Here is a 26011-nt window from a genome sequence, read left to right on the forward strand (position 1 = left end):
TCTTATCGCCTCCTAACGTTCTCAACAACAAGAATAAGAATAAGCGTGAGCAGTGAACTGCCGCCAATACAAAGTAACCATTCTAACACATTAAAGAAACTAAACATCTCTAATGAGAAGAAAACGACGCTGTATATCAAGGTTAGAATAGCTACATACCACGTATATTGCGGTATACTAAGCGTGTCCATACCTGCTTGGAAGTTGTCACTACTGTCACGAGGTATGAATAGCTGTAGTACATAAGGCTGTAAAGCAGCTATTAAAGTCAATGAAGCAGAAGCTACACCAGGCGTATTTGAGAAAGTGTCAATGGTAAGACCCATTAGAAACGCCCATATCAACATAGCCCACTGAGGATAATTACGAGGGAACAAAAGGATAAAATAGATATAAAGCAATGGTGTGGCAACAGCAAACAGATGAATGTGATTGAGTACAAACACCTGTGCCACTGTCAAAACAGCAAACCAAAGCAAACGTTTTAGGAAATCTATATTCATTCTTTTTATTCGTAATTCAAAGGGGGAAAGTGGCTCACACCAATGTTAGAATGACTCTACAAAGTGTGGTTATCCTACCTCCCATCAATCTAAATAATATCTGCAAGCAGTCTACTTACTGTACACTATTGTCCATCTGACTCTCAATAGGCTTGATAGAGTCTTGTGCTGCCTTTATAACTTGGCGTTGATCTCTTATAGAAGCATCGTCAATCACACAGACATCACGAAGGTTTCCGAAGTCTGTTGATAGCTGGATTTGTAGTCGATAAGAGAGTCCATCTTCTGAATTATAGACATGTTTTATCTTACCAACCAACACACCAGCTGGGAAAACAGAAGAATATCCACTCGTTACAACACGGTCACCTAACTTAAACTTAGCATGACGAGGGACATCATCTAAATAAGCAACATCGGATGCGCCTCCATTCCAATGGAGATAACCGAAGTAGTCACGTCCTTGAATAGAACAACTGATGTTTGACTTTGAGTTCAGCACAGGGATTACAACGGCATAATGAATACCTGCCATATAGACAATACCCACAACACCATTACCACAGGCAACACCCATATCCTTATGTACACCATCCCATGTTCCTTTGTTGATGGTGATAAAGTTATTAGGTTTATCCAGTGAATTGGCTACAACCTTTGCCTGTATCAATCGGAACTTTGAAAGGAAACGATACTGACCTTTATGAAGGAAGGTAGAATCCTTTGTCTTATCATAAAGTTGAGCAGATAACTCCTTCACTTGACGTTCCAGTTCAAGGTTACGTTTGGTTAAAGCCTCATTCACCTCACCCATTGTTAGATAAGATGTAACCTTTGAACTTCCCTCATAAGCCAAACCAGCCACATAGTTTGCTGAGGTGAACCACACACTGCCCTGATAGTCATTGAATCGGAACAGAAGAACCATACTCAAGACTTCCAGGGCAACGAACAAGAACCAATGCTTGTACTTAGCAAGGAACTCAGTCAGATTGTGCATGAACGTTAGTTGTTATCTCATCAAGAACGAGAAACGATCTACGTTCTTCAATGCAATACCTGCACCCTTAGCCACACTGTGCAATGGGTCTTCGGCAATATGGAATGGAATATTAATCTTATCAGTCAGACGCTTGTCGATACCACGAAGCAAAGCACCACCACCACTGAGATAGATACCATTCTTTACGATATCAGCATAAAGCTCAGGTGGAGTGTTCTCCAATGCTGAAAGAACAGCATTCTCAATCTTTGCAACGGTCTTATCAAGACAATGAGCAATCTCCTGATAACATACAGGAACCTCCATAGGAAGAGCTGTGATACGGTTAGGACCATGTACAATGTAATCCTCAGGAGCTTCATCACCAAGGTCTGTCAGTGCTGAACCTACATGGAGCTTAATACGCTCTGCCATACGCTCACTGACCTTCACATTGTGCTGACGACTCATATATTCCTGAATATCCGCAGTGAGGTCATCACCAGCTACACGGATAGAGTTATTACATACGATACCACCCAAAGAGATTACAGCAATCTCAGTGCTACCACCACCGATATCAACAATCATGTTACCCTCAGGAGCCTCTACATCAAGACCCATACCAAGAGCTGCAGCCATTGGCTCGAAGATAAGATATACATCACGTCCATCAGCATGTTCAGCTGAGTCACGAACGGCACGAAGCTCCACTTCAGTAGAACCTGATGGAACACCGATTACCATACGTAATGAAGGTGAGAAGAAACGATTACCACTGTGAACCATCTTAATAAGTCCACGCATCATCTGCTCACAAGCTGTAAAGTCAGCGATAACTCCGTCGCGCAAAGGGCGGATTGTACGAATATTGGGATGTTCCTTCTCGTACATCATCTTTGCATCACCACCCACAGCAATCATCTTATCTGTGCGACGGTCCAGTGCTACTACTGACGGCTCATCAACTACAATCTTATCATCACTGATAATAATCGTGTTTGCCGTTCCCAGGTCCATAGCAATTTCCTGGATAAATGAAAATAATCCCATTAATATATCTGTATTTTATAATTGTATATTCTTTTCTATTCTGTGCTTATTCTGTTGCAAACCAGCTATGGATAGCCTTATCATAGTGGCTGCTAACACCAAAAGCACGCTCTGCAAACATCTTTCGGTCTTCGATATCTGTCTGCGCACCATTTGTATTGAGAATCTGGAGCAACACTGGATATTCTGCCTTACTTGGCACGATAACAACATCCTTGAAGTTCTTTGCTCCTGCACGTATCAGTGAAATACCACCAATATCAATCTTCTCAATGATGTCTTCTGCGCTGGCACCACTGGCAACCGTCTGCTCAAATGGATAAAGATCTACAATGACAAGATCAATGAAAGGTATTTCATATTTCTGCATCTGTGCCTGATCACCTTCATTATCACGGCGAGAAAGGATTCCTCCAAAAACCTTTGGATGAAGGGTCTTCACGCGACCTCCAAGGATAGAAGGATAAGATGTTACGTCTTCTACCTTCTGACATGGGTATCCTAATGATTCGATGAACTCTTGTGTACCACCTGTACTTAAGAATTTCACACCTTCCGCATCTAACTTCTTGAGCAAATCCTCAAGTCCATCTTTATGAAAAACCGAAATAAGAGCAGTCTTAATTTGTTTTTTACCAGCCATTGTAAAACATTTTATGGATTTGATTTGCAAAGTTACTAATTATAGGTGACTAAACAATATTTTAAATCAAAAAAAAACAAAAGGTTGCCAACTATTTGCTTAAAGTCTAATAAGCTGCCACCTTTTGTTTTATTCTGCCTGCTTCAAGTTCTGCTTTTTGAGAACTGAAGTTCAATTTCTTTATGCCTACCAAAGACCTTATCAAGTCTATTCTTTACCTTTGATACCGATAGCATCTAAGATACCTTGTATCTCACTGCCAAGACCAAAGACACTATTCATCACACCATCCTTGGCACCGCGCACCATATAACGGGCACAATCACCTTCGAGCTTACCGATACGCTGGCGTTCTGCAACGGTATAATCATGGCGTGAGATCTCTCGACGAATACGACCAAACTTGTCAACAGCTTTACGCCACTTCTTTGCTGTGTAGTATTGGCTATTATCACGTAATTCATAGGAAAAGTTCTCTAAGTCGTTAATAGCTGACTCACGTGTAGCACATGAGCTTACCAATAGCATTGCCACAATGAGGGCAAGGCCCATAAGCGTTTTCTTTACCTTGTTTCTCATCTTTTATAACTTCTAATTTTATAATAATCCTCCCTATATCTGGCTTACGTTTATAATATCTTTCTATATTGAAAGTAACATCAAATTCAGCCTTTTAAGGGTAATAGTCGTGGCAAAAATAGGAAATAATAATGATTTTACCAACAAAACATCACATTACTTTTCATTCTTTTTCTACTTTTTAACTACCTTTGTTCCATGAATTTTGCAGTAACACTTCTTCAATGGTTCAAAAATAACGGACGTTCTCTACCTTGGCGAGAGACGAATGACGCATACGCTATTTGGCTGAGTGAGGTTATTTTACAGCAAACTCGTATCGTGCAGGGTATGAGTTATTGGGAACGTTTCATGGCACAATGGCCTACGGTTAACGACCTCGCTGCTGCCACGGAGGACGAAGTGCTAAAGGCTTGGCAGGGCTTGGGCTATTATTCTCGTGCAAGAAACCTCCATACGGCAGCACAACAGGTGATGGAATTAGGTGGATTCCCACAGACTTTCAAAGAATTAAAGACTCTGAAAGGTGTAGGCGATTATACTGCTGCTGCCATTGCTTCTATTGCTTTTGGCGAACCAGTTGCTGTGGTAGACGGCAACGTTTATCGTGTGCTTTCTCGCTATTATGGCATCGAGACACCTATTGATAGTACCGAAGGGAAGAAGGAGTTTCAAGCGCTCGCTCAATCTCTTTTACCTATAAATGAACCTGCTGACTACAACGAAGCGATAATGGACTTTGGTGCGACTCAGTGTACACCAAATTCTCCTCATTGCAGTGCTTGTCCACTCTGCGAAACATGCGTTGCTTTTCGCGAACAACGCATTAATGAACTACCAGTAAAAAGCAAAAAAGTGAAACAACGGGAACGTCATTTCACCTATCTTTGTATTGAATATGAAGGAAAGATAGCCATCCACCAACGTGGTGCGGGTGACATTTGGCAAGGACTATGGGAGTTTCCACAGGAAGAACACCTTACATCATCTGAAGACTCTGCGTGGAAAACTGAAGCACAGCTACTACAAAAGGGGGTAAAGCATATTCTTACCCATCAGATTCTTCTTGCAGACATTTACCTTTGGCAGCCTAAGCACCGCCCACAACTACCCTCAGATTTCATCTGGATAGAAAGGCAAGACCTTGAAAATTATGCTTTACCACGGCTAATTGAGATTCTGCTAAAGGCAGTTCCTGCCTAAAATCCCACCTCCCTTCATCCGTCTATCCCACGGTCCGCTTCTACGAGGCACTGCCTCGTAGCCTTCTCTCCCCTTCTCCTTTCTCCTTCCTTCAAAGCGCCTCTATCGGCTACTTCTTCCCAAAATCCTCATCAATACGTAGCTGATGAGCTACCAAGAAAGGGAAGATGCAGACAATCATTACGATAACAAAGAACCAACGATAACCCACTGCCTGTGCCAGCGCACCCGCAAACAAACCTGGAATCATCATTGACAACGCCATAAAGCCCGTACAAAGCGCATAATGACTGGTCTTATGTTCGCCCCGACTGAAATAAATCATAAAGAGCATATAGGCACTGAAACCAAAACCATAACCGAAATTCTCGATAAATACGGCTATGCTAATAGCTATCACGTTATCGGGAAGCATATAGGCTAAATAGACATAAGCTAAGTTAGGCAACGTGATAGCTGCCGTCATCGGCCATATCCAGCGTTTTAAACCATCACGACTAATCATCATTCCTCCAATGACACCGCCTATCAGGAGACCTGCCACGCCCACAACGCCATTCACTGTACCATACTCTATCTCAGAAAGTGCCAATCCTCCTTTAGTCTTCGATGCTTGCAGAAAGAGTTGAGAAATAGGGATTATCAAAGCTTCTGGCAAGCGAAAGAGAAGTAGGAAACAGATTGTTGTCAAAGCCTGCTCCTTTTTAAAGAAGGAAAGAAAAGTCTCTCCAAAACTGCGAAGTAAATGACTGGCAGACACCTGTGCCCTCTCTAAGTCCTCAGACGGACGTGGAAGAATAAAGCGATGATAGAGGGCAAGTCCCATAAAAAGAGCCATCAGACCGTAGAAGACAAGCGACCATGTCCATTGTATATCAAACTTCTTATGTAAAAAACCAGCAAGCGCAATCAGACCGCCCTTACCGACAACCATTGAAATACGATAAAAAGTAGAACGAATACCCACGAAAAATGCCTGATCATGCTGGTTAAGTCCCATCATATAAAAACCATCAGCAACTACATCATGTGTCGCACTACTAAATGCCAGCAGCCAAAAGAAACAGATTGTCCCCTGAAGCCATAACGAAGTATTGACCGTAAAGGCAACACCTGCAAAGGCTGCACCAACAAGCATTTGCATAACGATAATCCACCAACGCTTTGTCTTAATCAAATCAAGAAATGGACTCCACAGAGGTTTGATAACCCAAGGGAGGTAAAGCCATGAAGTATAAAAGGTCACCTCAGCATCTGACAAGCCCATCTGCATATAGACCTGCAGGGACAGTACTGTTACTGCAATATAAGGTAATCCCTCAGCAAAATAAAGTGAGGGTATCCATGCCCATGGGCTTATCTGTCTTTCTGTTTTCAATGCTTGTTACGCTTTTGAGTTCTGTTATTATCATCATTGTATGCAAAGTGTCCTTTTTCCACAGCCTACTATCAACAAAACCAATGAGAGATGCATCAATCATGTAACCAAAAAAGATAAATAGGTTCAAGCAGACTATTCGAACACCACTGCAAACTTAGTATTGTGTCTTTTCAAACGATGACAAAGATACATAAAATTAACGAGAAAAAGGAGGGATAGCGCTCACGAATAAGAATTAAAAGATAATTTATATATTAAAGACTAATGATTTTCGCTTTTCTTGAAAGCATGATTGAAATTTTTAGCTTATCTTTGTGAACAGGGATTATGATTTATTACACTAACATTTACTCCATTTTACATACTGAGTAGTTTGACATAAATCATAAACACGGAATGACTCTAATACACTCTACCCTCTCTATTGGATATGGAGAATCATAGAGTAACACGATAAGGAAGCATGACACTGTCGAAGGTCTACCTACAACTCAAAGTGATATGCTTCCTCTTTTCTATAAATTCATAGTTACAAGCCCTCTAAGAGTTGGAACATCCACAAGAAAATAAATTGAAACTTCAGCTATCTAAGTAGTATATCGTTCCATCTTATACAAACAGCTTATTCTTATAAAAGTCAACTTTTGTAAACTATTTTCACACAACCCTAAATCTATATATGCCCTTTTGGCTTCTTAAAGACGCTTAATTAGCTCGCAAAAGGTGCCCTTTAAGACCCTTACTAACACCCTTTTGAAGTCCTATTAAGCACCTATTCGTAAACGATTTTGTAACCAACTGATTCACTGTTTGTTGCAGACTTGCTTTTTGTACGTATCTCTACCTCGATTTATAGATATTTTATCCGAATTATTGTCATTATTTTTCAAACCATTATTAGCGGAACTCACTAAGTATAAATATGAAAGGGAATTCTATGTCGAAGAATAAAATTGGTAGCTGATAGTCCTGTTATTTTTTTTGAAACACTAAGGTTCTTACGTTAAAATTTGGTTCTTCCGAAATATGGAGTGATAAACTAAAAGTCTTATATAATAGGCACACGGAGTCACGGAGGGGACGGAGGTAACGCTATGTCACGGAGGTGCCGACGGCACAAAGAGCGATAGAGATATAGCGTACAGATGCTTGATAACTCTTTTGGGATAAACTCTTTGTGTATAAATTGTTAATAGAATTAGCAAACAAGCTCCGTAGCTCTATGCACCGACGGTGCCTCCGTGACTTCCATTGCTTTGTTTTAATAATCCTCCGTCCTCTCCGTGTCTCCGTGTGACATTGCTTCCAACTATAAACACAAGCGGAAAACTTATCGCTCTAAAATCCTGAAGACCCAAAACTATAAGGTAAGTATCCAAACATTTAATAAAGGAATCAAAAGAAAGGGCGATGATCATTACGACCATCGCCCTTATATCTAATGATTGTTTCAAATAATTACATACCTAAAGCCTTCTTAGCACCGTCATTGTTAGGATTAATCTTCAGCACCTTATTGAAGTACTCGTCTGCAAGTGGCTTGTTACCCTTCTTTGAGTAATAGTAACCGAGACCATAGTAAACATTCTCCAAGTAGCTCTTGCTATCCTCATCGAGCGTTGGCTTAGCCTCTTCGTAAGCAGCCACCTTCTGATAGATTTCAGCTACCTTATCAGGATCGTTCATCAACTGAGCTACGTTAGCTTGGTTCAACCATACCCAATCAGAGATTGTTGGGAACTTAGAAACCATCTGCTCATAAACATCAAATGCCTTTGCAAGAACAGCGTTCTTAGCAGCACGGTCTGTCAAGCCCTCTGCCTTTGTAACATATGTGTTAGCAAGTGTTGCCCAGTCATTGTTAGTAGCCTTCTTACTCTTAGAAAGATACTCCTGCTGAACCTCAAGTGCCTTGTCATCATTACCCTGTGCAGCATAGATAGCAGCCAAAGTCTTCAAAGGCTCAACATTGTTCTTATCAGCCTCAAGTGCCTTGTTAACAGTGCTGATTGCTTCGTCATACTGCTGAGCACCACAAAGTGCCTTTGCATATACATCGTAGTCGTTAGCAACCTTCTTACCAGAACCAGCAAACACTACCTTACCATAGTTGATAGCAGAAGCATAATCCTTCAACTCAACTGATGCCATCATAGCAATACGGCTCAAATACTCACTGTTAGGGAACTTCTGCAAGCCCTGCTTTACAACATCCAAAGCTCTCTGATAGTCTTTTGTGATGTAAGCAGCAAAACCGTAGTTATAGAAGTTGTCCTCTGACATATTAGCTGGATTAGCCTTAGCATACCACTCTAATGCCTCCTTGTACTTACCATCGCCAAGCATGATTTCAGCTGCAGTTGCCTCTACTGGATAGTCTGGCTTAACCTTACGAAGTTCTTCAAGTTTCTGAACAGCAACCTTTGAGTTTACATGACGGAAAACCTTAGCATAACGTTCGTAAGCTGTTACGTTCTGTGGGTCTACAGTAATCGCATTCTGATACTGTGTTGCAGCTGCACCAGCATTACCGATAGAATCCTTAAGAGCCGCAATGTCACCCAAAAGAACATAGGCTAAACTTCCCTTGTATTTCTTATTATTGATAACATTGTTTGCAATCTCTGTTGCTGCATCATAATTACGCTGCAAGAGATATACATTTCCCAAGGCAACAATAGCCTCTTCACTCTTCTTAAAGTTCTTCTGATACTCCTTAATAAGATCCTTTGCTGCCTTTGGATCATTTGGCGCAGCTTCAATAGCGGCAACAATAGGCTTAAGAGCTACTGCGTAATCAACATCCTGTGCCATTGCTGGAGTTGACATTGCCAACATCAAGGCTCCAGCTATTAAATATTTCTTTGTCTTCATAATTCTTTCTCTTTAAATTTTAATTCAAGTGAACTTTATTCATTAAGACGCCTATCACGCCATTTAGTTTAATTCTGTGAGAGTAGTAACTAATGTTGATAAGCTAAATAAATCTTCTTTAATGTTATAACGACCACATTTAATTAATCATAACTGATTATCGTTTGCCAATAAATAACACTCTATGCTTTACTGGCTACTGGGTCTTAACTTCAACTTCACGAATGTTGATTTCACCACGATAAGGCAAGAGACCAGCCTTAAAAATGATCTTCTGACCAATTGGATTGGTTACGAAGTTTGCAAATGCCCAAGGCAATGCTTTATGAGGGTCAGCCACAACAGCGTAGATAGTTCTTACGAAAGGATATCTGCCATCCAACAGATAAGCCTGGTAAGGTTGCCAACTATTCTCTGGCTGTGCAACGGTAGTCTTTGAAAGACCAACCACTCTAATATCTTTCTTAAATGTGGTGTTTGTTGAGTCACGATGGTCATTCAACCAATTTGACCCGATAACACCTATAGCATTCGGAGTTTTATGAACATAGTCAATAACTGACTTACTGTTACTTGCTGCAACAATGTTCGCACTCTTAATGTTCTTTCCACCTAAAATGGAGTCGACCACATAATGTAACGTAGCTGAAGCTTTGTTGTCAAAGACAACTTCAATATTACCCTTATCATTCTTAGGGTTCAGCTGGTTCCATTTTGCAATCTGACCGCTGAGAATCTTCTTAACATCGGTAACCGTAATACATGAATCTGCATTCGTATTGTTCACGATGAAAGCAATTCCATCATATCCTATCGGGAATACCGCTGGGATAGGACCTTTCCCTCGTAACATAGCATCTTCTCCCTTCGTCAATGCATGAGAAGTAAAGAAAAGATTAACTTTCTGGTCGAGGAGCAGTTGCATACCTTTGTTGTCATCTGTATAGATTGGCAACAAGTGAGTTTCTGGATAGCGGAACTGATAATTCTGTAACAGTTCCTCTATAATAGGACTAAAACTTTCGTCAGAGGCGAACTTAATCGTCCCTGACGTCGGTGTATCTGTTCTGCCGTCCTTAGCTTTCTTCTGTCCGCAAGCAGACAGAAGAAAGCCGAGGGATAGCATCAATCCTACTGTTATGTAGAATCTGGTTCTTTTCATATAATATTTGCTTTTACTGCAGTTTGAAGGTAATAGGGAGAGTAAACCAAACGTTTGCTGGCTGACCATTGTTCATACCTGGAGACCACTTCGGCATGCTATTAACAACACGAAGTGCCTCACGGTCGAGTGCCTGATCAACACCACGAACGATTTGTGCCTGACTAACGCTACCGTCACGTCCTACAACGAACTTAACAATAACGCGTCCCTGCACACCATTCTCTGCTGCAACTGCTGGATATTGGATATGAGAAGCCAACCAAGCATTTACGTTAGGGAATGAAGGCATAACCTCTGCCACTGTGAAGACCTTGTTCTCAACCTCCTGCTTTGGCTCTGGTTTTGGAGCCTCAACAACAGGTTTCTCGATCTTTGGTACAATCTGTTCAGGAGTAGCAACAGTGCTACGAGCAGCAACTTCAGTACGATCTTCCGTACCTTCCTTGTTCTCAACACCGACTGCCTTGGTCTCCTTATTCATCTTGACCATTGGAGGCATCTCTTCCTTAACATCCTTATCATCCTTGATGACAGGGGCTGTAAACTTAACAGTTGCACGCGTTTCAGGAACAACCTTTTCAGGTTCAATCTTCTTAGGTTCTTCCTTCTTCTGCTGTTTCTTACGCTCAGCCTGTTCCTTCTTAGCCTGTTCAAGAGCAGCCAATTCCATCTTAGCTGCATATTCAGCTTGTGCAGCCAAGTCGTCGTTATGCTTCTTGATCTGATAAGCTAAGTAACCACCACCGAGGAATGCAGCACAAAGCAGAATAGCTAAAGCCTTGATGTTACGCTGAGAAACAGTTTTACGAAGCTTGTATGCACCGTACTCCTTGTTCTTGTCGGCGAACACCATGTCGACCCATTTAGGATCGCATAAATCTATTTTTGCCATTGTTTTCTTTCTTTAATTGTTACTATTCAGTGATTAAGCCTTTATACCTTTCTTGGCTAAGAGAGCCTTGTCTTGGTCTGTCAGCTTGTCAATGACGTAAGTTCCAATATATGAAATCTGCATTTCATCGAGGATGTCTACCAAATGACGATAAGAAGCTTGATCAGTTGGCTTGATAATAACAGTCATAGTAGAAACCTTCTTGCCATTAATCATACCAGTTTTGATCGCAGCCAACTCAGCCTGATAAATGCTGTCAGGATAAGAAGCTGGGTTAGCCTGCTTCTTACGATTGAGTTCCTTCACAGCGATGTCCATATCCTGATATGGGATAGAGACTGGATCACCTGCTGAAGGGTCACCCACCTGCTTATGCTGAAGAACGTAGCGAATACCACTTGGAGTGTTGCTCCAATCAGCTGGCTTCAACCAATTAGCGTTATCATACTCTGGTTTACCGTTACCGTAGAAGATTTTATCTCCGTCAGCAATGTAAATCGTAATAGAGTGTGACTCCTTGGCCTCATTCTTCTGAGTGTCCTTCTGAGTTTTATCATTACTTGGCATCGTCAACTCCATAGTTGAAGGCTTGCTAAGTGAAGTACAAAGCATGAAGAAGGTAATCAGCAACATAAGCATATCCACCATCGGCGTAAAGTCTACGCGGACGGTCATCTTCTTCTGCTTGCCGCCTTCTTTTCCTGTATCCATCATTTCCATACTTTGATCTCCTTACTTATTAGCTGCCTGCGCAGCCTTTTTAGCGTCCAACTGTGTGATCATATAGTAATGGCTCTCATCCATATCCTGGAGTTCGCTCATTACCTTCTTAACGGTACCATAAGGAGAGTCAGAATCAGACTTGATAGCAAGTCTAACCTTAGGGTTCACCTGGCGGGCTGCGTTAACCCACTGTTGGAACTCAGTCATCTCCTGTCCTTGGATACTATCGAGAGGAATACCCATTTTAGGGAGTTCTTTACCACGCTCAGCAGCTGGCTTTGATAAATAAGCAGCTAACTTATCGAGCGGAGTACCAAATGTAGACTCAGCAACAAAAGTTTTCTTCTGTGCAGGAGTCAATGTAATGCCCATATTATCTACGATCTGTCCCAACTCATTGGTATTATCGTAGCTCAAGAAAACCTGGCCTTCGCCAGTAGGCTTTCCTGTAGGTCCCTTTTCAGGACTCACAAGAATTGTCAAGACACCATTCTCAGGCACCTTAGTTTCAGACACAGAACCTGGAGTATTTACCTTCACTGGCTCGTTCTTAACGAACGTTGATGTCAGCATGAAGAAGGTAAGCAACAGGGTCATAACGTCTGACATAGGCGTCATGTCGATAAAAGTGTCATTCTTCTTAACTTTTACTTTACCCATAGCGATAAATTATTAAAGGGTTAGCAAAAATTAAGCCTCGTCTGTATGGTTTACTTCGTATGTCTGAGCGATAGAATAACCAACCTCGTCGAGGGCGAAAGTCAACTTGTCAACCTTGTTAGAGTAGTAACCATAAGAAACTACCGCACACCAAGATGTTGCAATACCGAATGCGGTGTTGATCAACGCCTCAGAAATACCAGCAGAAAGTGCAGCAGAGTCAGCACCACCACCTGCAGCAAGAGCAGAGAACGACTTGATCATACCGGTTACAGTACCGAGAAGACCAGTAAGAGTACCAAGTGTTACGAGAGTAGCAATGATAGGGAGGTTCATTGTCAGAGTTGGCATCTCGAGCTGAGTAGCCTCCTCGTGAGCCTGCTGAATCTTAGCTACCTTCTGAGCCTTCTTAAGGTTAGCATTAGCACCAGTCTCCATATCCTTGTAAGCGTTCAAAGAAGCCTTAACAACGTTTGCTACAGAACCCTTCTGCTGATCGCAGAGCTGGTTAGCCTTAGCAAGGTCATTAGCGTTAAGAGCACTCTTGATGTTTGCAACGAACTTTGGAAGGGCACCCTTACCGAAAGCAGTCTTCAAAGCCATCCAACGCTCGATAGACATAGCGAGCACTGTCAACAAGAGAGTGTGGATAACAGGAACGACTACGCCACCCTTAAAGATGGTACCCCAAACGTCTGCTGGGTTCTCACGTGCAGCTCCATCCTGGAAGTGCATCTCATTACCGAACCATGTGTAGAACAATGTGAACGCAACGACAGCGCAAACGACGATAATCCAGAATGCACCTCTAACTCCTGTGAAGCCCTCAGCCTTTTTCTGTGGGGCTGGTTTTTGTTGTGTAGTTGCCATAATTTGATAAAATTTTAATTTTTAGGTTATTAATGAATTAATTTGTTAATATCTTTCTGATTTATAAGCATTTGTATCTTACCGCCATTATAAAAGGGAGTTCAACACTGCTTCTTATCTCCGCAAAGATAGTAATTAAAAGAAAACTACAGCTACGATTAATAACATTTAACAGTTATAAATGTACAGTTTCTATCTCATCTTTATTACTATCTGCATTTCCGATTCCTATTTAAGTTTTGAAAGTACTTCTTTAATACGACGAAGAGCTTCCTTTATATTTTCATCACTTGTCGCATAACTCATTCTAAAACAGTCTGGAGCACCAAAAGCATCACCACCCACTGTTGCTACACATCCTTCTTCAAGAATATACATAGCAAGGTCGGATGAGTTATTAATCACATGTTTGCCATCTGTCTTTCCAAAGAAGCTGGAGCATTTAGGGAAGAGATAGAATGCACCTTGTGGCACATTTACCTCAAGTTCAGGGATTTCTTTTGCCAAACTAACAATCAGATCACGACGACGACGGAATGTCTCTCGATACTCAGCTACACAAGCTTGATCCTCAACATATGCCGCAACAGCAGCCATCTGACTTACGCTACATGTACCTGACGTATATTGTCCTTGCAACTTATTAAGACCTTTTACAATCCACTCTGGTGCTGCGACCCAACCAATTCTCCAGCCAGTCATAGCATAAGCCTTACTAACGCCGTTACAAAGAATCGTACGTTCTTTCATTCCAGGGCAAGATGAGATACTGCAATGACCGCCTATATAATTAATGTGTTCGTAAATCTCATCTGAAAGAACAAACACGTCTTTATGCGCCAAGACAACCTTTGACAAAGCCTCCAACTCCTCTGCAGTATAGACACTACCAGTAGGATTACTTGGAGAGCAAAGAATTATCATCTTTGTCTTTGGTGTAATAGCTTTCTCTAACTGCTCTGCGGTAATCTTAAAGTCTTGCTCGATTCCTGCAGAAACAACAACAGGAACACCACCTGCGAGTTTAACCATCTGCGGATAGCTCACCCAATAAGGTGCAGGAATAATCACCTCATCACCTGGATTCACCAAAGCCAAAACAGCATTGCAAACACCTTGCTTACCACCAGTACCGACAATAATCTCTGATGCAGCATAATCAAGATTGTTTTCATCTTTCAGCTTCTTTGAGATAGCCTCTCTCAAAGCAGGATAACCAGGAACAGGAGAATACTTAGAGAAGTTATCATCAATGGCCTTTTTGCCCGCCTCCTTAACATGATCAGGAGTCATGAAGTCTGGTTCACCCACACTCATGTTGATAACATCAATTCCCTGCGCTTTCATTTCACTACTCTTCTGCGACATTGCTAATGTCTCAGAAGGCGCCAATCGATTTAAACGATCTGATAATTGTGCCATTTCGAACTTTATCTTTCTTTATAAATAATATCAAGTACAAAAGTACGCAAATTCATTTTGATAACGCAAATTTTCTTTCTTTATTTTATCTATATAACATTTTTACTGCCGATTTGACAGTTTAAATTAAACAATTATATAACAAATGAACTCTTTATAAACAAAACTATACAAACTAATATTCTATTCCTTCATCTTTATACCTATCGAAAAACATTCCCGAAAGACTAAAAACAAACCCTTCTCATGCATTCTTTTGTATAATGAATGCCGTCCGCACGATGTGTGCTAAGCCTCCGCACAACTCGTGCTAAGCGTTCGCACCATCCATGTTTTTCTATTTTCAAATTGCAACTAACGTATATATCCAATAATAAAAACGATATCCAATGATATAAAAGGATATAACAATGGCATTCTTTTAAGCCTACAAATTAAGAATCCCACCACAGAGAAACAAGTCATTTCTCTATAGTGGGATTCGTGATAAGACTTATCTTAAAGCCTTCCTATTATTCTTACGCTTATAGATGCAAGTCGTGTCCCATACGATCACGCTTAGTTTTCAGATAGCGATAGTCAAACTTATTTGGAGTAATCTCAATAGGTACATTCTCCTCAATCTCTAAACCGTAAGCCTCAAGACCTACACGCTTCGTTGGATTGTTTGTTATTAAACGCATCTTATGAACACCAAGATGACGCAACATCTGTGCTCCACAACCATAATCGCGTTCGTCTGGCCGGAAACCAAGATGAAGGTTAGCCTCAACCGTATCAAGACCTTGGTCTTGCAACTTATAGGCTGCAATCTTATTCATCAAACCAATGCCACGACCTTCCTGCTGCATATAGATGATAACACCCTTGCCTTCTTTCTCAATCATCTCCATTGCCTTATGAAGTTGTTCACCACAATCACAACGCTGACTACCGAGAATATCACCTGTTGCACATGATGAGTGTACACGCACAAGTACTGGCTCATCCTCTTTCCATGTACCCTTGATAAGAGCCATGTTTTCCAAACCATTTGCTTGACGGAAAGGAATCAAGTGAAACATACCATATTCAGTAGGAAGTTTTACCTTTTCACCAACAACAATACTTGATTCTTTCTTCAGGCGATAGGCGATAATATCCTTGATACTGATAATCTTCATACCCCACTCCTTTGCACGCTTCTGCAAATCAGGCATACGAGCCATCGTACCATCTTCGTTCATAATCTCCATTAACACACCAGCTGGGAAACAACCTGCGAGCTTACAGAGGTCGACAGCGGCTTCAGTATGACCCGAACGACGCAATACACCATTATCCTGAGCATAAAGTGGATTGACATGTCCAGGACGGCCGAAAGTCTGAGGAGTAGAATTAGGATCAGCCAAAGCCTTAATTGTTTCAGCACGGTCGTGTGTAGACACACCTGTTGAACAGCCTTCCAACTTATCAACCGTAACGGTGAAAGGAGTTCCAAGTACTGATGTGTTATCAGAAACCTGATGAGGCAAATCCAATTCCTCCGCACGTGATATTGTTATAGGAACACAAAGCACACCTCGTGCATTCTTCAACATGAAGTTAACCTTCTCTGGCGTAATCATTTCTGCAGCCATAATAAGGTCGCCTTCATTCTCTCGGTCTTCATCATCTACTACGATAACGAACTTTCCTTCCCGAAAGTCTTTCAGCGCATCTTCGATGCTATCGAGTTTAAAATCTTCCATATAGTTACTGATTTATATTGTTTTTATCAATAGCCCCTTGCTTCTTCTTTTTCCTTTATACGTTGTATCTCTGCGATAATCGTATCATTACAGCTAATAATAGTACGAAGGTCGCGATAAAGACGTAAGCGGAAACGCCACATTCGGAAGTAGAAGAAAATACCAGCAGGCACTATAACTGCTGCAAGAATGTTCGACCACTTATGATCGAATGGTCTTGTATGTGCCTTTACTGCTAATATTGGGTATTTATTTAATTCTGCCATGATGACTTTATTACGCGTATTACCTAAGTCTTCTATGACATTTTCAAGTTCATCATTAATCTTCTCAATGACATGATCTGTATGATAGCGGAAGAACACCTTTATAATATTAGGCGCAGACTTCAACCTGCGTGTCTTAGCATACTCCGTAATTCTTACGTTCAGATCATTGAGTTGTTCTACTGCCTTGCTATAATCAGGGTCATTTAAGATAACCTCCTTGCTGGCCACACTACGTTTCACACGCATTCCAAACATCTTCATTAACATGTTCTTATACATATCAGCATTGAACACTGTTGAATCATTGTTTGCCTTATAGGTGAAGAAGACTGCCATTGGGATAAGAACAGCCATAGACAATCCTTTACCAAACCATATCGCCCAGTCTCCCTGACGTGACATTCGATAACCAGTATTATCGAGGATATAAAAAATAATGAACACAATAACGCTGATAATGATAGGAATACCCAATCCTCCCTTACGGATAATCGCACCAAGTGGAGCTCCGATAAAGAAGAAGATAATACATATCAACGACAAGGTGAACTTGTTAATCGTCTCAATATCATGTAGACGAATTAGCCTATCACCATCGCTGGTTATCATACTCTTAAAGTCAAGGTCGCTAACTTCTTGCTGAACGGTAGACAACGCTTGGTCAATAACATAACGACGCTGGTCTGCAGGAAGCTTTTTAAATACCGAGTCTACGTTAAATGCCTTTTCTCCCGACAACTTAATAGCCTGTTTCTTCTCAGAAGCTTTAAGGTTAGGATCTCGATAATAAACAGTCTGCGCATCCTTATAAAAAGCATTACCCACACTATCATAAACATGCACTAAGGAGTCCTTGTCGTGCTGTATCTTCTGAATACTCTTCGTACGGGCATCATTAGAGATACCAGCCATATCCGTAAGATTGAAGTCACCATCGAAATCAAGAACAATATGCTTGTGTGCAAATGTCTCTCGCCGATAAGGAACACTGGCACTATTTCCCATTTCTTGTGAGCGCATATTCTCAAACCACTCGCCACTCCATAGGTTCAATACAAGGTGTTTCTTATCCGCTGTAGACTGCAACATACCTGAGTCTGCAAGGATTATAGCCTGATCTTCGTAGCTATCCGTCATTCGGTACACCATAATATTATATAGGTGACCTGTCTTTAAGTCTTTCTTCTCTACATAGAGGTTGGTTTGTGGAATACCATCATAGAAGATTCCTTCTGGGATTTCCAACTCAGGACTCTTCTGCTTCATAGAGATAAGCAGTTGGGCTATATGTTTATGTGCTATTGGTCCTACGTTATTTTGGAAGTAGAAAGAACCAAAACCAATAAAAATACTAACAACAATCAATCCTCTAAACGACTGAATCAAAGAGATACCAGCTGCTTTTATCGCTGTCAACTCTGAACTTTCGCCAAGGTTACCATAAGAAATAAGCGATGAAAGAAGAATTGCCAAAGGAAGTGCCTGTGGCACCATCATCAAGCTCATATACCAAAAGAATTGTCCAAGAACGTCCATTGACAATCCTTTTCCAATCAAGTCATCAACATATCTCCACAAGAACTGCATCATCAACACAAACAAGCTGATGAAGAATGTTCCCATGAAAAGCATACCAAACTGCTTGGCAATGAATATATCTAACTTCTTGATTTGAAACATGATATAATAACGAGATTCTTATCCTCCCTTATTTTATGTGCGAAGCTATTACGGATAAAAGCAAAGAAATCTTGCTTTTAATCTGTAAAGTGCGACTTACCTTTTGCAAAATTACATAAAAATATCAGAGTAATGGTCTTTTTTAGTATTTTTATTCTTTTACCAGCGTCTTTCCTTTTATAACATCTACCCTCCTCTACCCTTTACTCTTCTGTTTATACATCATCTTCATAAAGTGCAATACCTTCAAAAGAAGTAACACAGAAAAAGCTCTTTCCTTCTCTATCTGTACAATATACAGAGTAAACAAAGAATATCATTCCTCTCTTACAATCCCTCTAAACAACAGAATAGAGTATATGAACGCCTACATCAACGCCGTGTCATATACCCTATTCCGATTACAATATATTTATAAAAGATTACATCCCTGTTATACGATGTAGGCGGTCTATATTCTGATTCCAAAGTTGTTCCAACCCTTCCACATCATCATCATCAGCGAAGTCAGTAACCAACAGATGATAATTGCCAGCAATCTCGCTATGAAACATCTTCATTTCCCAATAAGAATCACTCTCAGACGAGTCCCAATGAAAACGTATATAATTGTTCTTCACCATTTCGACAACTGTTGCTGTATGTGTATCGTGTTCACGTAGCGGGTCACCCCAAATAAAGGTTGCCACATCTTCATCAATCGTTACTTCATCTGCCAACCATTTCATCAAACCAATTGGTGTGCTAATCAGTGCCCACACAGCACTGCCCGACCGTGTTTTCAATTCGTATTCCAGTTCTATTTTCTTACTCATCTTCAATTATTACGTTTAATATTATTCTTTTTACAACTCTCTTTTTTCTACTATCAACGCTTCAAAACATTCTATTAAAAGACATTCTTCATACAAGTCAGTTTTTAGCAGTTGTACAAATAATCATTAGAAACAACATGGTCTACATCATATTAGAACTACAATTCTCTTTTCATGCGCCATACAGAAGGACATATCTTTAACGAATAAAGCCCCCATTTTATTGCCTTACCAACAAACTAACAGATAAATTCGTCAGTAATATCATAAGCAAAAAATGCAGTTATCACACAAAATAACAACATGTTATATAGTCGTTTATTCCTTTTATCAGGTGCAAATATAAAACTTTTTATCGAATATCCGTTAAAAAAACGACTTAATATTTGCGAGTATGATATTTTCTTCATACCTTTGCACCCGCTTTCAAGAACGAAAGTTACATGGACGGCGGGATAGCTCAGTTGGTTAGAGCGTCGGATTCATAATCCGGAGGTCCGGGGATCGTAGCCCCGTCCCGCTACAAAAAGGTTGATAATCATTATGATTACCAACCTTTTTTATTTTCTATACAACCCAGTGCTCGCCTCAATATGAGCTTAAGCAGACAGGAAAGATTTTATTATAAAGCTATTCTTAACTTCATCGTACATACACATATCTTACAAGAATATTTTTGTTTCAATTTCCTGTCACTTTTAACACTTCGTTTATTCTTCTATAAACTAACAAGTTAAGCACATACAACAAATGACAGCAGTGACAGCAAATTGAATTTCAACAATTGCCCAAGTAGCTCCACAAACTAAATGAGTATCCACACTAATTATCTACTGCCCCACGAAAACTTATCAGGAAGTAGCAACAATTCATAGCGTTCATATAGTCCCTACCAATAATTCCCATTACAAACTATCATAAAACTTACAAGGCGAGCCTTTCGACTCGCCTTGTGAATTTAATCAGTAACAGGTTATAAAACCTTATGGAAGGCTGATAGCCTCACTTGGACAAACTGATGCACAAGTACCACACTCAGTACAAGCGTCTGCATCAATTTTGTAGATATCACCCTCAGAGATAGCCTCTACTGGACATTCGTCGATACATGTACCACAAGCGATACAATCATTACCAATTACGTAAGCCATAATATAAATAATTTATAATGTTAATAATGTTCTTGTATTACAAATAGGCTCAATACCTAAATTTGATGATGCAAAGGTAGAAATAATTTCTTGAATACCTAAACATATTGATAAAAATTTCAAATATTTAGACGGCATAAAAATAAAAAAACATGAAATCATTTTCAACCTAACTTATTAACAAACAGGCGATTACATAACTTTTTGAAACAATTATAGACAACAGATTAACCTCTTTTTAACCAACACATCCTTTCCACTCCCTACCTAAAAAGGATGAGAAGGCAGAAAAGTTGGATGAGAACTTTATTAATATAGACAATAAAACCATGAGAAATACGTTTGAAGATTAATTATGAAAAGAATATTAGTAGCCTTCACCCTATTGGCTTCTGTGCTTACAATCCACGCACAGGAACGAAGAGTGCAGAACCGCCCCTATACGGATCTGCGTGATTTTCATTTCGGAGTGCTCGTTGGTACACATCTGCAAGACCTTGAACTTAATAATGTTGGACCACAGATGGTCGACCTTGATGATGGCAACGGAGTAGTTCAGAAGATTGTTTCAGCCGATCAAGACCGTTGGGACGCTGGATTTACAGTGGGTGTATTGGGTGAGTTACGCCTCAACTCTACCTTTCAGTTGCGCATGGCTCCAGCGATGTACTTTGGCACTCGACATCTGACTTTCCGTAATATCACAGACCTTAACGCACAAGGAGAGCCTACAGAGCAGGTGCAAGAGCTCAAAACAGCATACATTTCTTGCGCTTTCGATCTCATTGCGGCTGCTCCACGCTTTAACAATCATCGCCCTTACGTGATGTTAGGACTGAATCCTATGCTCAACCTCTCAGGTAAAGACAATGATTATATCAAGCTCAAACGTAGCGATGTCTTCGTAGAAGTGGGACTCGGTTGTGATTTCTATCTCCCTTATTTCAAGCTACGCCCAGAATTGAAGTTCATGTACAGCCTTACAAACAGTCTTGACAAGAGTCATGCAAAGAACCTCCAAGACAAGAATATGCTCATGTACACCAACTCTGTCAACGAAACACGCACAAAGATGATAGCGCTCACTTTCTATTTCGAATAAGCCAATTGTTCGCCAAATCAGCAGATATTACATCGAAGACCAATATTAGAAGAAGACTTACCAGAACACTTATAGAATCTATGCAATATTGAAGTACAACTCCAAAATTGCATAAATTTTTTATTAAAAACACACTTTTCACTTGTACATATGCCCTTTTTTATGTAATTTTGAAATTGAACTTCAAATTTACATAAACTTATGACCGATTATATACATCGCAAAATAGAGGAAACGATACTTGAGGCATCAAAATACTTCTCCGTGATAGCTGTCTCTGGACCACGTCAATCAGGCAAGAGTACATTGTTAACTCAATTATTCCCACTCTACGAGAAATACAGTCTAAAGGATCTCAACATTCTTGATTACGCAAAGAATGATCCCATAGCCTTCCTTAATCAGACAGATGAAGGAATGTTTATTGACGAGATACAAAGGTGTCCTCAACTATTAGACTACATACAAGGCATTGTAGATAACAATCCCAAGAGACATTTCGCATTGTCAGGAAGTTCGAATTTCGAGGTAATGAAGAACTTATCAGAATCTCTTGCTGGTCGTGCAGGAGTGTTCGAACTGTTGCCAATGTCCATACAGGAGGTTACAGGAAAGGTTGATTTAGACAATCTAAATCAAATCCTTTACAACGGGCTCTACCCTTCTATCTGTGCAAAGAAGAATATTGCTAAGTTCTTTTACCCCTCTTATGTTAGGACATACTTGGAGAAAGACGTAAGAGATCTCCTACAGATAAAAGACCAAATACGCTTCACAAAGTTCTTGAAACTGTGTGCAGCACGAATAGGCTCACTCTTCAACGCTTCTGAATTAGGTGCAGAGGTAGGCGTAAGTTCCAAGACTATCAGCCACTGGCTTTCTGTCTTGCAGGCTTCTTACCTCATAACGCTCCTCCCACCCTACTATGAGAACATTCCAAAAAGGCTGGTGAAGAGCCCTAAACTCTATTTCAACGACCCAGGACTGGCCTGTTATCTACTCGACATCGAGAGTCCTCAACAGTTAGACAGGGATAAGATGCGTGGTGCTATCTTTGAGAATATGATTGTTATGGAGGCCATCAAGTATCGCTATAACATGGGATTAGAGGGTGGACTATTCTTCTATCGCGACTCTAATCAGAATGAAGTTGACCTCTTAATCAAGCAGGAAGGGGAACTAACAGCCATTGAAGTGAAGTCTTCTATGACTTATAGTTCATCTTTTGAGAAGGCACTCACGCAGATTGAAGGCTGGATAAAGACCCCCATAAGTAAGAAGGCTATAGTCTACTCTGGCGACTTTGAGAACACGAGTGGCAACATCAACCTTATCAACTATCGCCATATTTCTTCCATTCTCTGAGTCTTTATTATTCAAGACAAGGTACTATTTCTCTGTTACAGAGGCTCTCCTCTTCTTTTCTCTATGCCAAACAGGTAGATAATAAAAGATGTTAAAAAAACGAGGACTTAGTTTCAAAATATAAAGAAAACAGTATCTTTGGTGCATTACTAATCGTAAACAAAAGTAGTTATGAGAAAGTTTATTATCCTTCTTTGTGCACTCGTTGCAAGTATAAACATCAGCGCACAGACTAAAGAAAAGCAAGATAGTCTGAACATACCAGTGTTTCTTGTAGATGGAGTTGAGGTACAGAACATCGATAACCTTGACCAAAAAGATATCATTAGTATGAATGTTATCAAAAACAGTGACTTCAACAAGTTGTTTTATCCACGTACTGGCGGTGTAATTCTGATTACAACAAAATCAAAGAAGTATCTGAAGCCTATCATCCAAAAGCATCAAGATGAGATGAAGAAGGCAAAAAGTGACAAGAAATCTGGTAAGGTTTACATAAGATAAAGGCGGTTCACAAACACCTTTCATAATACGAGAACGCTATTAGACTATAGCTTTTTACATCATAACCAACGTCCAATAGTAGCTGAATAATCGTAACAGTTACTATTGGGGTTGGATTTTCATAAATAAACGAAATTGATTACATCTAATTAATACCATGCATAAAACAAAATGCAAATAGATACGATAGCTGCTTCAACAAACAACTTATTCCCTTACCAGACGCTATTTGTAAACTATTTTCATACAACTCAAAACCAATATATGCTCTTTTGGCGTCTTAAAGACGCCTAATTGACTTGCAAGAGGTGCCCTTTTGAGGGCTTACTAACGCCCTTTTGAAGTCCTATTAAGCACCTTTTCCTATACTATTTTATAACTAACTGATTTCCTGTTGGTTGCAAACTTGCACTTTGTACGTGTTTTTGCCCTTATTTATAGATGTTTTATTCGAAATTATGTAAGGGTTTTTCAAATCCTTGTTTACGTAATTTTCAATATATTAAAAGAAGGTTTTTTCTGTGTCGAAAGGTGATAATAGAATAGACAGTGGACAGTTTTAGCTACGTATTCGCTTAATAATAAACTTTCAATAACGTTTTAGAAAGTATAAAAGACTGTGGGCTGCATCAATAAGATTGCTATTGACAATCATACTGATACAGCCCACATTATTTATATATAGGTCTTATCGATTGAAAGACTTATTTTTTCTTCTTCATATCAAGCACCAACTTACCTACATAAATAGCATGCTTACCATTCTGATCGTCGCCAACCATCTTGCCGTCAAGGTCTTTCACGTACTCTAACTTTGTAAGATAGGTATGTGAGTGACCACCCAATACAAGGTCAAGACCACGAGTTCCAGCAATAACCTCCTCATCACTGACCCCTTCTATGTTCCAACCAAGGTGAGAGATACAGATAATAAGGTCGCACTTCTTTGCCTTTAATTCGTTGATAACCTTCTGTGCACAAGCGACAGGGTCGTTATAAACAATTGGACCATAGTTAGCTTTCACTACCAAACCATCCAACTTAGGAGCAAGACCGAAGACACCTATCTTTAAACCATTACGTTTCAAGATAACATAAGGCTTCACCAAACCCTGAAGTGGCGTACCAGTGAAATCGTAATTAGCACATACAATAGGGAACTTAGCCATCTTAAAGAGGCGAATCATATTGTCCATACCAAAGTCGAACTCATGGTTACCAATCGTAGCAGCGTCATAGTGCATCTGATTCATCAGTCCCACTTCAACATCACCCTTGAACATTGTGTAATAAGGTGAGCCTTGTGAGAAGTCGCCACTATCAAAGAGTAGCAAGTCAGGTTGCTTCTTTCTCTCTTCTTTAATCATAGCCACACGGCGCACGAAACCGCCTCGCCCAGCCTTCATCGTGTCTGCAAGATTTGTGTTAAGCGGATAGATCTGACTATGCGCATCGTTGGTATGCAGAATTGTTAACTGCTTATCCTGACCGAAAGCGAGAACAGTTAGGAAGCAGAAAGTAATCAATAATATATTTCTTTTCATATTTATGTGTCGTTAAAAGATTATTCCACGCGGATACGTCCTTCTGTGTGAGCATTAACTACCTTACCTTGAGCTGTCTGCTCCTTGAAATAATTCATAATGATGAAACGTGTGTTGTTACTGCTTTCTTGTGGTGAAACAACACTTGTTGCAGACTTAAACGCCTCCATCTTATCATTTCCCTGTGCCAAGTAATCAAGCGTAGCAATACGATAACTTGCCTTTGGATCAATCTCCTTACCATGCAAACGTGCTGACTTTAGCTTATGGTCGCGTGTGAAAACAAGTTCTACACCATGGCTAACAGCCTCACCACCAGTATGAGCCATCTGTGAGAACAGCTCTAAAAGTTTCTCACCAGAAAGTGTTACGAAGCAAATTTTGTTCTCGAAAGGTGCAATATCCAACACGTCACCAAAGGTAATCTTACCCTTAGAAAGGGCTGCACGGATACCACCCATATTATAAACACCAAAGTCAACCTTCTCATTATAATCGCGTGCAGCCCACACCATGATGTCTGCCAACAGATTAGAGAGATCGCTCTCTGGGCGGTGTGCCACCATGTCGTGGTCAACCTCGCCCACAACAGGTCCCATCACCGAATCAACCTTGTGCTTAAATGGTTCCATAAACTTTGCTGCCCCAGCATCAGGAGTAGCATCATATCGATTATCAACCAGCACACGTGTACGCTGAATGCCAGCTAACTCATAATGAGAAGCACAGCCCGTCAACGCCAGTAATGCTGTTAATCCAGACAGATAAACCGTTTTTTTATACATATATAATGACTTTTATAGTTCTCATAAATATTTATCAGAGTAGGAAATAGCCCTACTTTGGTTAACTTCCAACGTCACCCACCCTACTGCTTAGGTAACATCGGAAGTCGATAATA

At 40.3% G+C, this 26011-nt stretch carries 23 protein-coding genes and 1 tRNA gene; 5 read left to right on the forward strand and 19 right to left on the reverse strand.

All coding sequences use genetic code 11. The features are described 5' to 3' along the window. Nucleotides 1–2: 2 nt before the first annotated feature. From mreD to J4861_RS09540, 5 genes are all read right to left on the reverse strand, one after another. The gene (mreD, locus tag J4861_RS09520; protein ID WP_204867788.1) at nt 3–503 is read right to left on the reverse strand and encodes a rod shape-determining protein MreD; all 501 of its coding nucleotides are present in this window, start codon (nt 501–503) and stop codon (nt 3–5) included. Nucleotides 504–618: 115 nt separating this feature from the next. Further along, a complete protein-coding gene (gene mreC, locus J4861_RS09525; RefSeq protein ID WP_004360436.1) occupies nt 619–1503 on the reverse strand; it encodes a rod shape-determining protein MreC in 885 nt (294 codons plus the stop codon). A 12-nt stretch (nt 1504–1515) separates the two neighbouring features. After that, complete coding sequence (locus tag J4861_RS09530) at nt 1516–2538, reverse strand: rod shape-determining protein (RefSeq protein WP_004360435.1); 1023 nt, start codon at nt 2536–2538, stop codon at nt 1516–1518. Nucleotides 2539–2584: 46 nt separating this feature from the next. Next, complete coding sequence (locus J4861_RS09535; RefSeq protein WP_036863649.1) at nt 2585–3181, reverse strand: IMP cyclohydrolase; 597 nt, start codon at nt 3179–3181, stop codon at nt 2585–2587. Between the two features lie 207 nt (nt 3182–3388). After that, on the reverse strand, nt 3389–3760 hold the full coding sequence (locus J4861_RS09540) for an outer membrane protein assembly factor BamD (protein ID WP_211816677.1): 372 nt from the start codon (nt 3758–3760) through the stop codon (nt 3389–3391). Between the two features lie 198 nt (nt 3761–3958). Here J4861_RS09540 and mutY point away from each other — a divergent pair, with 198 nt between their 5' ends. Next, nucleotides 3959–4963 carry an A/G-specific adenine glycosylase gene (mutY, locus tag J4861_RS09545; RefSeq protein ID WP_211816678.1) on the forward strand — a complete coding sequence of 335 codons (1005 nt, stop codon included), beginning with the start codon at nt 3959–3961 and terminating at the stop codon, nt 4961–4963. Between the two features lie 109 nt (nt 4964–5072). Here the strand turns inward: mutY and J4861_RS09550 are convergent, their stop codons facing one another. From J4861_RS09550 to J4861_RS09600, 11 genes are all read right to left on the reverse strand, one after another. Beyond that, complete coding sequence (locus J4861_RS09550; protein ID WP_211816679.1) at nt 5073–6341, reverse strand: MFS transporter; 1269 nt, start codon at nt 6339–6341, stop codon at nt 5073–5075. 1461 nt (nt 6342–7802) lie between these two features. Next, the gene (locus tag J4861_RS09555) at nt 7803–9218 is read right to left on the reverse strand and encodes a tetratricopeptide repeat protein (RefSeq protein WP_211816680.1); all 1416 of its coding nucleotides are present in this window, start codon (nt 9216–9218) and stop codon (nt 7803–7805) included. A 196-nt stretch (nt 9219–9414) separates the two neighbouring features. After that, nucleotides 9415–10380 carry a PstS family phosphate ABC transporter substrate-binding protein gene (locus J4861_RS09560; protein ID WP_211793381.1) on the reverse strand — a complete coding sequence of 322 codons (966 nt, stop codon included), beginning with the start codon at nt 10378–10380 and terminating at the stop codon, nt 9415–9417. Between the two features lie 13 nt (nt 10381–10393). Next, nucleotides 10394–11275, reverse strand: a complete 882-nt coding sequence (locus J4861_RS09565) for an energy transducer TonB (protein ID WP_036886364.1) — start codon at nt 11273–11275, stop codon at nt 10394–10396. 33 nt (nt 11276–11308) lie between these two features. Then, nucleotides 11309–11995 (reverse strand): ExbD/TolR family protein, encoded by a 687-nt coding sequence (locus J4861_RS09570; protein ID WP_211805443.1) that lies wholly within the window; start codon nt 11993–11995, stop codon nt 11309–11311. Between the two features lie 12 nt (nt 11996–12007). Beyond that, nucleotides 12008–12658: an ExbD/TolR family protein gene (locus J4861_RS09575; protein WP_004360426.1), complete on the reverse strand. Its 651-nt coding sequence runs from the start codon at nt 12656–12658 to the stop codon at nt 12008–12010. 30 nt (nt 12659–12688) lie between these two features. Continuing rightward, nucleotides 12689–13528, reverse strand: a complete 840-nt coding sequence (locus J4861_RS09580; protein ID WP_211793383.1) for a MotA/TolQ/ExbB proton channel family protein — start codon at nt 13526–13528, stop codon at nt 12689–12691. 228 nt (nt 13529–13756) lie between these two features. Then, on the reverse strand, nt 13757–14950 hold the full coding sequence (locus J4861_RS09585) for a pyridoxal phosphate-dependent aminotransferase (RefSeq protein ID WP_211816681.1): 1194 nt from the start codon (nt 14948–14950) through the stop codon (nt 13757–13759). 524 nt (nt 14951–15474) lie between these two features. Next, complete coding sequence (locus J4861_RS09590) at nt 15475–16680, reverse strand: bifunctional 3,4-dihydroxy-2-butanone-4-phosphate synthase/GTP cyclohydrolase II (protein WP_211805440.1); 1206 nt, start codon at nt 16678–16680, stop codon at nt 15475–15477. 26 nt (nt 16681–16706) lie between these two features. Next, on the reverse strand, nt 16707–18629 hold the full coding sequence (locus J4861_RS09595; protein WP_211816682.1) for an LptF/LptG family permease: 1923 nt from the start codon (nt 18627–18629) through the stop codon (nt 16707–16709). Between the two features lie 422 nt (nt 18630–19051). Further along, nucleotides 19052–19444 (reverse strand): START-like domain-containing protein, encoded by a 393-nt coding sequence (locus J4861_RS09600; protein ID WP_211793388.1) that lies wholly within the window; start codon nt 19442–19444, stop codon nt 19052–19054. Between the two features lie 449 nt (nt 19445–19893). On the opposite strand from J4861_RS09600, the gene J4861_RS09605 reads away from it, so the two are divergent. After that, a tRNA-Met gene (locus J4861_RS09605) sits at nt 19894–19967 on the forward strand. Nucleotides 19968–20427: 460 nt separating this feature from the next. Here J4861_RS09605 and J4861_RS09610 read toward each other — a convergent pair. Continuing rightward, complete coding sequence (locus tag J4861_RS09610) at nt 20428–20595, reverse strand: DUF362 domain-containing protein (RefSeq protein WP_004360420.1); 168 nt, start codon at nt 20593–20595, stop codon at nt 20428–20430. Between the two features lie 355 nt (nt 20596–20950). Here J4861_RS09610 and porT point away from each other — a divergent pair, with 355 nt between their 5' ends. The 3 genes from porT to J4861_RS09625 all read left to right on the forward strand — a co-directional run bounded on the left by porT (nt 20951) and on the right by J4861_RS09625 (nt 23566). After that, nucleotides 20951–21697: a type IX secretion/gliding motility protein PorT/SprT gene (gene porT / locus J4861_RS09615; protein WP_211816683.1), complete on the forward strand. Its 747-nt coding sequence runs from the start codon at nt 20951–20953 to the stop codon at nt 21695–21697. Between the two features lie 201 nt (nt 21698–21898). Next, nucleotides 21899–23062 carry an ATP-binding protein gene (locus J4861_RS09620; protein ID WP_211816684.1) on the forward strand — a complete coding sequence of 388 codons (1164 nt, stop codon included), beginning with the start codon at nt 21899–21901 and terminating at the stop codon, nt 23060–23062. Between the two features lie 171 nt (nt 23063–23233). Then, entirely contained in the window at nt 23234–23566 is a 333-nt protein-coding gene (locus tag J4861_RS09625) for a hypothetical protein (protein WP_211816685.1), read from the forward strand. 704 nt (nt 23567–24270) lie between these two features. Here the strand turns inward: J4861_RS09625 and J4861_RS09630 are convergent. Both J4861_RS09630 and J4861_RS09635 read right to left on the reverse strand, forming a co-directional pair. Continuing rightward, nucleotides 24271–25110, reverse strand: a complete 840-nt coding sequence (locus tag J4861_RS09630) for a bifunctional metallophosphatase/5'-nucleotidase (protein ID WP_211816686.1) — start codon at nt 25108–25110, stop codon at nt 24271–24273. Nucleotides 25111–25130: 20 nt separating this feature from the next. Continuing rightward, nucleotides 25131–25895: a 5'-nucleotidase C-terminal domain-containing protein gene (locus J4861_RS09635; protein ID WP_013263849.1), complete on the reverse strand. Its 765-nt coding sequence runs from the start codon at nt 25893–25895 to the stop codon at nt 25131–25133. Between the last annotated feature and the right edge of the window lie 116 nt (nt 25896–26011).

This window comes from Prevotella melaninogenica (assembly GCF_018127925.1).
GTDB classification, from domain to species: Bacteria; Bacteroidota; Bacteroidia; order Bacteroidales; family Bacteroidaceae; genus Prevotella; species Prevotella melaninogenica_C.